The sequence below is a fragment of the Paenibacillus rubinfantis genome (assembly GCF_001486505.1).
Taxonomy (GTDB): Bacteria; Bacillota; Bacilli; order Paenibacillales; family Paenibacillaceae; genus Fontibacillus; species Fontibacillus rubinfantis.
On record NZ_LN909066.1, the window covers coordinates 1,294,908 to 1,305,358 of the forward strand.

Genomic DNA, 10,451 nt, shown 5'->3' on the forward strand with positions numbered 1-10,451 from the left:
GGAGCTACCTTGTAGCCCTTTAGGATCCATTTTCGGGCCACTTGAATTGGATGTGGGGATACTTTTTTTTTACAAGATCTCGAAGTATCGCGATCTCCAGTTCTTTCTCGCCAAGGAGTTTCGCTGCCTGTTCATATTTCTGCTCCCACTCTTGAGCTGTCTGTGGATCATTAAGTTGCTTTATGTTCTTTTTCTTACCCATGTTTATCTCCACCTCATCCCTATATTGTTTCACCCACTTGTACAAGGAATAGGGGGAGATTCCATGTTTACGAGCAGTTAAAGCTACATTCCCCCGGTCCAGTGCTTCCTCGACGACCTGTATTCTTAATTCGTCGAACTTGCTGTGCTGAACTCTCATACGGACTACCTCCAGCTATATTTATTGTATATTGTTTAGCCTGAAAGTGTCCAAAGTGATTAGGGGGCTTTATAGAAATGTTGCACTTTTTGCAACATTTTGAGCCTAAGCCCCCTTAACCCCACTCAAAATGTTGTACATACTGCAACACTTGCTCGTCGAAGGAGGGGGAACCGCAGGGAGAGCACCAGAAGAGCAACACGAAGAGCAAAATGGCCCCCAACATATGATCCCTACACGCCGGCCAGTTGGATCCCCTCCACACCATACAAACTACAACATCTACGCTCATCGCAGGTTTGCGGCGGGAAGAGGCTTCATAGACACCACCACTCACCTCCCCCAAAAAAAACACGAGCGGCGGAGGAACCCACTCCCCCGCCGCTCGCGTCACTTTAGCGCCCTATTCCCACAATTTCATGCGCTCTTCGTAGTTCTTGTTGTAGACCTCTTCTAGTTTCGATAAACCTGCGGATTCCACTTGCTTCATCATGGTGTCGTACAAAGCAACCAACTCCTGCTCGCTTGGAGCCAGAGCCATCTTCAGGAAGAACTCGTTGATCGTCTCGTTCACCTTCGTCTCCATGATCGCTTCCGGCGTGCCGCCGGCCGGGCCAAGGCTGTCGTAAGGCGCCGTATCAAACGACGTGTCCGCGAGGTTCTTGATCGCGAGGTCGGTCGTCGGATCGGTCATGCCGCGGCCGATCAGGTCATACGGGGTCCCATCGGATCCCGGTCCGTTCTTGATCGTCCAGGTCCATTTGCGGATGCCTGTCGTGCGGGAAGCTTCCGCCCAATCCTTCTTGAAGGCGTCCAAGACTTCTTGACGCGGCACATGCTTGCCGTCCTTCATATCCCAATGCTCGCCTTCCACGCCCCACATCATCAAGTATTGACCTTCCTCACTGGCGAGGAAATCGAGGAACTTGATCGTGCGAACCGGATCCTTGTTCGTTTTGCTGATGGTGATGCCGTCCCAGCCGAGCGAGCTCTTTGGCCCGTAGGTTGTTTGGTCCGGTCCGATGCCCGGGGCCAGCACTTTATATTGATAGAACTGTCTTTCCTCCGCCTTGGCCGGATCCGGTGCATCCGCCTTCAGCAAGCCGTTGGACGTCCCTACGTTCCAGCCCGCATCGGCCGTCGCAAAAATATTCCCCGCCCCCAGCTTCTGCTCATACTGCTTCGTTTTCATCGTTACCCACTCTTTGTCGAGCAGGCCTTGGCGATACAGGGAGTTCATGAATTTCATCATGTCCAAATACCGTGGGTCGCGGATATCCTTCAGCAGTTTGCCGTCCTTCTCGTAAAACGGCATAATGCCAAACATCCCTTTGAACGTGCCGGTAACCCCGCTCATATTCTCGCCGTTTAGCGTCATCGGGATGGTTTCCTTGCCGTCAATCGTCGGGTATTTCTCCTTAAACGCCTTCAGCAGGTTCTCGAACTCTTCGGCCGTAAACGGCTCGCCGTTGTTCACCTTGTCGCCGACGCCCAGCTCCTTCATCAAGTCCATCCGCATCAGGAAACCAAACACCGGATACTGCTCCAGGCCGTACCAGTTAGCCAAATAGTAGTTTTTCCCGTCCGAACTGCGCGTCTTCTTCAGTGTATCTCCGTACATCTTCTTGATGTTTGGTCCGTATTTCTCGATCAGGTCATCCAGCGGAATGACGGCTCCCGAGGAAATATATTTGTTCATGATGTCGCTGCCGCGGCTCATGAGCACGATGTCCGGCAAATCATTGCTCGCCAGCATCAGATTTAGCTTCTCCGCCGGATTCCCGGTTGGTTGTTGGATTTCCACGGATACACCGGTTTTTTCTGTAATCGCTTTCGCTACCGGGTTCGTAAAAGGATCCCCCGTGTTCTGGTCAAACAACGTTAACGTGATCGGCGACGTATCGTCCGCTGGTGCCTCTCCGTTCGTCCCTCCGTTTGCCGCAGGCGACTCCCCCCCCGCCGACGGGGCATTCCCAGACCCGCAGCCTGCGAGCAGGGCGAGGATCATCATCGAGGATATCAGGAATAGCAGCTTCTTTTTCATTCGCGTAAACCCCTCTCTTGTGCTTTTGCGCTTGGACCTCAAGCTCACCTCAATTGTAAAAAGCGCCTTCCCGTTTATCCATAACGCAATGTTACTATTCATAGTGGAAAACGACTTTCATCGAGAGGGTCGCGATTTAGCCCGTATTTAACCGGGTTTCCAGCTCGGATGCGTTTGGATTCAGCGGCAGGCGAATCGTCACATTCGTCCCGATCCCTAACCGGCTGAAGATCTCCACGCCGTATCTTTCCCCATAGGCCAGCTTGATCCGGTCGTCGACGTTTTTGATGCCGTAGCCGGATTGATTGCTGGCTTTGCTGAACGCCTCTTCCAGCCGCTGTCGGGTCATGCCCTGCCCGTCGTCGATCACCTGCAGCAGAAGATCCTCGCCTTCCGCCTTCAGCCTGACGATGATATGGATCCCAGCGTCGTTCCAGATCGCATGGTTGATGCAGTTCTCGATAAACGGCTGCAGGATCAGCTTGATCACGGTTCGATTAAACAACGACTCGTCCAAATCGTAATGCATATGCAGCATCCCGCGAAAACGAATGGCCTGGATGGACACGTAGTTTTTGACCAGCTGGATTTCCTGTTCTAACAGGACAACCCGTTTGCCTTTGTTCAGCGAGATCCGGTAATACTTCGACAGATGGCTAACCATCTGGTACACCTGGGTGCTGCCTTCCTTCATGGCCAGCGAGGAGATCGAAGACAACGTATTGTACAGAAAATGCGGATTGATCTGCGCCTGCAACGTCGTCAACTCCGAATCCTTCACGGCGATTTCCTTCAGGTACACCTCGTCGATCAGCTCCTGGATTCTCGCCGTCATTTTCTGAAACGCATAGGAAAGCTGCCCGATCTCATCGTTGCCCATCGGCTTACGCTTCACCTGGAAATCCCCGCGCTCCACCTTACGGATTTGCTGCAGCAGCACCTCGATTCGCTTCGTAATCACCTTGGCCGTCAGAAATATCAACAACGCCGCGACCGCAATCACCGTGACGGAAATCCAGACGATCCGCTTGGTCGCCTTATTCGTGTTGGCCAGCAATTCGTCATAAGGGACGGTAATCACCGTTGTCCAGCCGTTGCTGAGTTTTTTAAACGTAAAAAACCGCTCCTGCCCGTCAATCCGCGTGTCGAACTGCCCGCCGGACAGCGTCAAATTCGCCTGAATCGGATAGAGATCGAACAGCTGCTGCCCCTTCATCGTCGTATCTCCGGAACTGATTACACGTCCGGTGCCGTCGATGATGTAGACGCTCTTATTGACGTTTTCTTTTTCGATCAGGGAATAGATTTCCTTGTCGTCGATGTTGATCGTCAGGATGCCGTACGGGTGCGACAGGCTAAAGTAACTCAGCGAACGGGCTAGTGTAACGTAAGACGTCCCGGTCTGCGGATCATCGATATGCGTGTACACCGGACTCCCCGCCGCTTTGAGCGCTTGCTGCTTTACCGTTTCCGGCAGCTCCTCGGTATATTTGATGTACTGTTTGTCCGAATACAGCGTCTTATTATCAATATAGATGGTGATGCCCTGAATATTGGCGTTCGAAATCATCATGGAGGACATTGTACGATTGATATATTGAAACGCATCCAGATAATAAAAAGCCTGCTCATAATCGTTGGACAGGAAATTCCGCAGTTGCGCGTCCATATAAAGAATATTGGTCAGTTGATTATAGTACCCCAGCCGGTTTTCCAGGTTCGTGTTGATCTGGTTCAGCGTACCGTTTAATGAGGCGTACGTCTGCTCGGTGATCGTATCCCGCGTGGAGGTATAAGAATAATAAATCAGCACAGAACACGGGATGAAGGACACGAGCAGGAAAATAACAAACAGCTTATTGCGCAGCCGCAGATTGGCGTACCAGTGGTGCCGGAACAGGGACAAACGCCGGAATAGGGGGACCCCGCCCTCCGTTTTCTTAAAGGTTTTTTCGATATTCATTGGGCGTGACTCCTTGGTTTTTCACGAATAAGGAAATGAAATAGGACGTGCTTTCATAGCCGATCTTCTGGGCGATATCCTGCACTTTAAGGGAAGGATCAGCCAGCATTTCCTTGGCTTTCTCCAGCCGGATGCGCGTCAGATAGTCATGGATCGTCATACCGGTTTTGTCCCGGAAGATCGACCGCAAATAGTTCGGCGACAAGTAGACTTGGCTGGACAAGCTTTGGATCGTGATCGGTTCGTGATACGTCCTGTCGATGATCTGGCACACTTGCTGGACAAGCTTGGCGTTTTTGTCCGTGGAACGCTCCATCCGCAGCTCCAAGTAATGCGTGGCTGCCCGCTGAATGGCCGTCTCGAGCTCCTGCAACGTCTGGCAATCGTATACGGATTGATACAGGGCCGCGCGCTTGACCGGCGGCTCGGCATGACCGTTGAGGCCGGGGCTGTGAAGCTGTTCCTCCAGGCGGGTCAGCAGGTCAATGGCCCATTCGAACACCAGCGGCTTGTTAATTCGCAGCTGGCGCACATTCGCCAGAAACTCGCGCAGGATGCCTTCCACGTCCTCGCCGCGCAGCTGCTGCAACGCCTCCCTCCATTCCTGCTCCGGGAAGGGCGGCAGCGTATCGTAGCGATACCCCGGCTTGACTTCCCCCGCGAAAAGAATCTGCCCCACCCCCACGAAAAACCGCTCCTCGATCAGCGCGCGCGAGGGTTCATATAGCCGGGCGATCTGTTCCGGTTTGGCCTCTTCGCCACCAACCGCCAGCGTCACCGACAACCCCAGCAGCCCTCGAATCGTCTGTTGCAGCATCCCCCATTGCTCCCGTGTCACGCCCGGTAGGCCTCCGGCTTCGCTAAAGATCGCCAGCTCCCCCTCCTGGAGTGCGGCAACAACAGCGTCCTTGCGGACCGCGCGAAAATACTCCTCCGCCACCTCCGGCAACCGGGAGATAGCGGCTTCCACCGTCGGACCCGCAAGGTCCCCGCCGCCGGCGTTACGGTCTACGCTGCAAAGCGCCAGCGTATAGGAACCGGCAGCAACCTTCTCCCGCCGTTCCAGCTTGCCCAGCTCAGCCGCGAGCCGCTCCCGCCGGGCCGCCTCTGGCTCGTGGAGCAGCTCTTTGAACAGCTTGGCTTTGGTCATCTGGATCGATTTATATTTTAAACGCACCTCTTCGCATTTCTGCTTCACCCGCCCCATCACCTCGGAGATTTCCTCCAGGTCTAGCGGCTTGAGCAAATAACCAACCGCGCCAACGTGTAGCGCCGATTTGACGTAACTAAACTCATCGTGACCGGTCAAGAAGACGATCTGTGTTCCTTCATATTGCTCGCTGACCCAATTGGCCAGCTCCAGTCCGTTCATCAACGGCATCTGTACATCCGTCAATACGATGTCAGGCTGAATGGCATGTATTTTCTCCTGGGCGTCCTTCCCGTTGATGCCGACACCGGCGACATAGATCCCCATATCCTCCCAACGGATAAAGTCCCGCATCATCTCCAATTCCAGTTCCTCGTCATCCACCAGAAAAATGCTGTACATGTCCGCAAGCCCCCTTCATATGCAGCCTTACTATAACGGATTGTCGCAGGCAATGGCAGTTCCTTGCATCGCCACTTTAATTATAGCGCTTACATATGGGCGAGCTGAATCCTCCTTACGCATGAAAGTTATTTTCAAGCATGATTCGATACTTTGCTTTATCGACATTGAAATTTCGGGGGTCTTATAATTTTTTTAAGCAGTACAGCTGAACGTTCACGACTAAGAATCCAATGCGAGGTGCCGCTATGCAAACCGACTTGAATCTACACAAAGGTACGGAACTGAAAATCCCGCGCCGAAAAATTTGGCCGATCTTCAAACAGCAGAAATATCTCTTTCTCTTAATGCTGCCGGCGCTGATCTGGGCGATCCTGTTCGCCTATACTCCCATGGCCGGTTTGTATATGTCGTTCGTGAATTACCAGCCGACGCTCGGCAAGTTCTGGTATAGCCTGTTCCACAGCGAGTTTGTTGGGCTGCAGTGGTTCCAGTATTTTTTTAACAATGGCGATTTCCTGATCATCATGCGCAACACGTTGGCTTCGACGATGATTACGCTCCTGTTCTCGTTTCCAATGCCGATTCTGATCGCGCTGGCGATTAACGAAATCAAAAACGTTCAATTCAAAAAAATCGTGCAAACGTCCTCGTATTTGCCGTATTTCATCTCCTGGGTGATCGCGGCGAACATTATCGTTACGCTGCTGTCCTCGGACGGGGCGGTGAACGCGCTGCTGAAGTTCTTCCATATCACCAATGAGAGCATCCTGTTCCTGCAGAACGGCAAGTACTTCTGGTGGATCGTCGCCTTGGGCAATACGTGGAAGGATATGGGCTACAGCTCGATCATGTATTTGGCGGCGATCTCTTCCATCAACCCGGAACTATACGAAGCCGCTAAGGTGGACGGGGCGAACCGGTTTAAGCAGATTCGCTTTATCACCCTCCCGCATCTGAAGCCGACGATCGTGATCCTGCTGATCCTGGCCATGGGCGGCATTCTGAACGCCGGCTTTGACCAGCACTTCCTGCTGGGGAACGATCTGACGAAGGACTACTCCGACGTGCTGTCGACCTACTCGTTCCGGTACGGGATTCAGAACGGCATGTTCTCGTACGCGGCCGCCGTTGGCATGTTTAGCTCGGTGGTTGCCTTTATCATCGTGGTCATCGTCAATAACATCGCGAAAAAAATCAACGGCCAGTCCTTGTTTTAAACCTGGCATGGAGGAAACGGCATGAAAAACCATAAAACGATTACCGAGCATCTATTTGACACTGCCCTATACCTGTTCCTGACATGCATCTTTCTCGTCACGTTTTATCCGTTCTGGAACATCCTGATCATCTCGCTGAACGACGCCACCGACTCGCTGCGCGGCAACCTGTATTTCTGGCCGCGGGAGTTTACGTTCGCCAGCTATGTCACGATTTTTCGAAACCCGGAAATCTGGAGCGCCCTGCAGGTAACGGCGCTGCGGACGGTGATCGGAACCGCGGTGTCGATCGTCTGCATCTCCATGCTGGCCTACACCTTAAGCAAACGGTATTTGCTCGGTTGGAAGTATTTCTCGTTTTTCTTCGTGTTTACGATGTATTTTGGCGGCGGCCTGATTCCGACGTATATGGTCATCAAGGCGCTGGGGTTGATCGATTCGTTCTGGGTGTTTATCTTCCCGGGGCTGATCGGCGTGTTCCTGATGATTCTCGTCCGCACCTTCATCGAGCAATTGCCCGGTGAAATCGAGGAATCCGCCAAAATCGACGGGGCCAACGATCTGCAAATCTTCGTCCGCATCGTTCTCCCGTTGTGCGTGCCTGTGCTGGCGACCATCGGCTTGTTTCTGGCGATCGGCCACTGGAATGCCTGGTACGATTCCTACATCTATACGTACAAGCCAGAGCTCAAAACGCTGCAGGCCGTCCTGGTGAAAATCCTCAACCAGTTCCAAACCGGCGCGATGATGACCGATGCCCAGCAGCTGGCGCAGAACGCCAAACGCATCCCGGTTTCCAGCGAAAGCATCCGGATGGCGGTCACGATGGTGGCGACCCTGCCGATCATCATGGTGTACCCGTTCGTGCAAAAGTATTTCGTCAAAGGGATCATGATGGGCGCGATCAAAAGCTAACTTTGGTTTATTATGAAGAAACCCGTCGCGGCGGTTGCCGGACGGGTTTGTTATTGTGAGGGGGGATCTAGTTGGTTGATAACTAGTTTGTAGCGTCGTATGCGCATGGTTGGTGGCTTGTTGCGCAATTGGGTACGTATTACGTATGCGCATGGCTACCTGGTGATTGAATGCTTGGGTATGTGTGCGTTTGGTTGCTGGCTGAATTGTGTGCATGCGTGCACAGGTGCTTAGTGGACTAGTTTGCCTGCATCCGAACATGCGCGTACGATCGGGCGTTCCTTCCCCATTTGCCAAAGAGCAAAATGTTGTATTTCGTACAACATTTTATGGCGCTTTGGGCGAGTCGAGGGAGAATTGTTGCAGTTTTTGCAACATTTCTGGCTCACCTCGCTGTTTGGCGGCTTAAATGTTGCAGTTTTTACAACATTTCAGCCGTTTCGGCGTGGAGACCCTCGGAAATGTTGTACTTTTTACAACATTCCCCCCTCGATCGGGCAGCCGCTGCAAAGGTCCGGCCGCCACGCGCCACCTGCTAGTCCACCCGGCTAGGTAATTAAGACCAGCTTCCCCCTGCATCGGCCAAGTTGGGCCTTCTTAGGCCAAACTCAAGCTCAGCCAAGTGCTTTTTCCCGCCGGATTAACTCCAGCAAAGCGCGACAGCCTTGTTGCACCAAGCCGTAGACCTCTTCGAAGTTCCCCGTGTAATACGGATCGGGAACCTCCTTCAGCTGCGATTCCGGCACCAGGTCAAGCAGCTTCACGATCCTCGCATCAGCCTGCCGGGCCAACGCCTTCAAATCGCGTTCATTCTGGTTATCCATCGCGATAATATAGTCGAATTTGGCAAAATCGTCCTCCGCCACCTGCCGTGCTTGCAATCCCTCATAGGAAATGCCGTATTGATCCAAAATACGGCGCGTGCCGTGATGCGGCGGATTCCCCGTATGCCAATTCCCGGTCCCGGCCGAATCGATCGCAAATTGTTCGCTGATTCCGGCTTCGTTTACCAAATGCCGAAACACGGCTTCCGCCATAGGCGAACGGCAAATGTTCCCCAGGCACACAAACAAAACTCCCACTTTGCGGTTGTCGTTATCCATGGTTCTCTTTCTTCCTTCCTATAACCTATCTAATCTACACAACACTCTCTTAGCAGATATTACTATAGGAGGTTTAATAAGTCGACTTTTGATCACGAGGTGATACATGAAGCACTTTCGACGTCGAATCTTGAATTCAGCCGGATCTCCCGTTGCTCGCGTAGATCCATCTACGCTCTGCTACTCATTCCCGGTCTTCATCCAACCTTCTCGGTGCTGAAAAGTCGACTTTTTGAACTTGAACGAACTGGTTAAGGCCCGAGAACAACCACAGCTCAGTCGAAGCTTCAGCTTTTGCGCACGACCGGAATCCAGATTTCGCTTCGGTAATCAGGCAACGACGTGTCCGGGCTTTCATTCCACAGGAGCTCCGGTCCTTCGGCCAACTCGTATTGAGCGGACGGGAACCACTCGGAATAAATCCGTCCCCAAACGTTTTGCAGCGTCTCCGGGAACGGGCCAACCGCGGTAAACACCGCCCACGTCGATGCGCCCACTTCCAGCGAAGCATAACCGTCCGGGCAAGCCTGCGTGGTCGCCACGCCGAGATAATGGTCCAACTCCCCTTGCTCCTCCATGCGCCCCTCCGAGAAGTTGGCTGACGCACTGATCATCCCGGCGGGTTCGAGATTAGCCAGCCCCTTCAGCTGAGTGATCATCTCCGGGGTTAAGCTTAGCGCCATTTCCGCAATATGCGGATTTACCCCTTGAAATTGGATCGGCACCCGTTTGTGCAAACCGACGATCCGAAAAGCCTCTTTCTCCACGATCCGATAATTCATTTCGTTTCCTCCTTGTATGGTGAGTTGGAAGGTCATCCGAGGATACGCTTTGAGCGGCGCTCCCGGCTCCCTCGCCTCCGACGGCGTGATGCCATGCAGGCTTTGGAACGCCCGGGTAAACGTATCGGCGGAACCGTAGCCGTATTTGACCGCTAGATCGATCACCCGCACCGATCCTTGCTGCAGCTCGAAAGCAGCCAGCGTGAGCCGACGGCGGCGGATATATTCCGACAGCGGGATCCCGGCCAGGAACGAAAACATCCGCTTGAAATGATACACCGAGCAAACGGCGATTCGGGCAACTTCCTCATCATCGATTTCGTCCGTCAAATTCCGTTCAATATAGTTCAACGCCTCGTTCATATTTTTTAGCACATCCATCGTTTGCACCTCCTCTGGTTCCCAGCATAACAAGTCTCCTCCGTCCCCATCCGACTTTCCGCGCACCGGTATTGCGGGGAGTCCAGACCGAGCCGGCGAAATGAGTTTGGTATCAGTATATCGAAATAGG

8 protein-coding genes are annotated in these 10,451 nt (G+C 53.0%); 2 read left to right on the forward strand and 6 right to left on the reverse strand.

From position 1 onward, the window contains the following. Positions 1–19: 19 nt before the first annotated feature. The 4 genes from BN3277_RS23460 to BN3277_RS23475 all read right to left on the reverse strand — a co-directional run bounded on the left by BN3277_RS23460 (position 20) and on the right by BN3277_RS23475 (position 5,920). Positions 20–361, reverse strand: coding sequence for a helix-turn-helix domain-containing protein (locus BN3277_RS23460; RefSeq protein WP_059040846.1), 342 nt, complete (start codon positions 359–361; stop codon positions 20–22). A 403-nt stretch (positions 362–764) separates the two neighbouring features. After that, positions 765–2,405, reverse strand: a complete 1,641-nt coding sequence (locus BN3277_RS23465; protein WP_059046833.1) for an ABC transporter substrate-binding protein — start codon at positions 2,403–2,405, stop codon at positions 765–767. 136 nt (positions 2,406–2,541) lie between these two features. Continuing rightward, the gene (locus BN3277_RS23470; RefSeq protein ID WP_059046834.1) at positions 2,542–4,368 is read right to left on the reverse strand and encodes a sensor histidine kinase; all 1,827 of its coding nucleotides are present in this window, start codon (positions 4,366–4,368) and stop codon (positions 2,542–2,544) included. Next, complete coding sequence (locus BN3277_RS23475; RefSeq protein WP_059046836.1) at positions 4,346–5,920, reverse strand: response regulator; 1,575 nt, start codon at positions 5,918–5,920, stop codon at positions 4,346–4,348. Before BN3277_RS23475 ends, BN3277_RS23470 begins: the two co-directional genes overlap by 23 nt. Before the next feature lie 248 nt (positions 5,921–6,168). Here BN3277_RS23475 and BN3277_RS23480 point away from each other — a divergent pair, with 248 nt between their 5' ends. Then, on the forward strand, positions 6,169–7,140 hold the full coding sequence (locus tag BN3277_RS23480) for an ABC transporter permease (RefSeq protein WP_059046838.1): 972 nt from the start codon (positions 6,169–6,171) through the stop codon (positions 7,138–7,140). Between the two features lie 21 nt (positions 7,141–7,161). Next, entirely contained in the window at positions 7,162–8,055 is an 894-nt protein-coding gene (locus BN3277_RS23485) for a carbohydrate ABC transporter permease (RefSeq protein WP_059046840.1), read from the forward strand. A gap of 614 nt (positions 8,056–8,669) precedes the next feature. On the opposite strand, the gene BN3277_RS23490 is transcribed toward BN3277_RS23485, so the two are convergent. Both BN3277_RS23490 and BN3277_RS23495 read right to left on the reverse strand, forming a co-directional pair. Beyond that, positions 8,670–9,158, reverse strand: coding sequence for a low molecular weight protein-tyrosine-phosphatase (locus tag BN3277_RS23490; RefSeq protein WP_059046842.1), 489 nt, complete (start codon positions 9,156–9,158; stop codon positions 8,670–8,672). A gap of 287 nt (positions 9,159–9,445) precedes the next feature. Further along, positions 9,446–10,321: an AraC family transcriptional regulator gene (locus tag BN3277_RS23495; RefSeq protein WP_059046844.1), complete on the reverse strand. Its 876-nt coding sequence runs from the start codon at positions 10,319–10,321 to the stop codon at positions 9,446–9,448. Positions 10,322–10,451 lie beyond the last annotated feature (130 nt).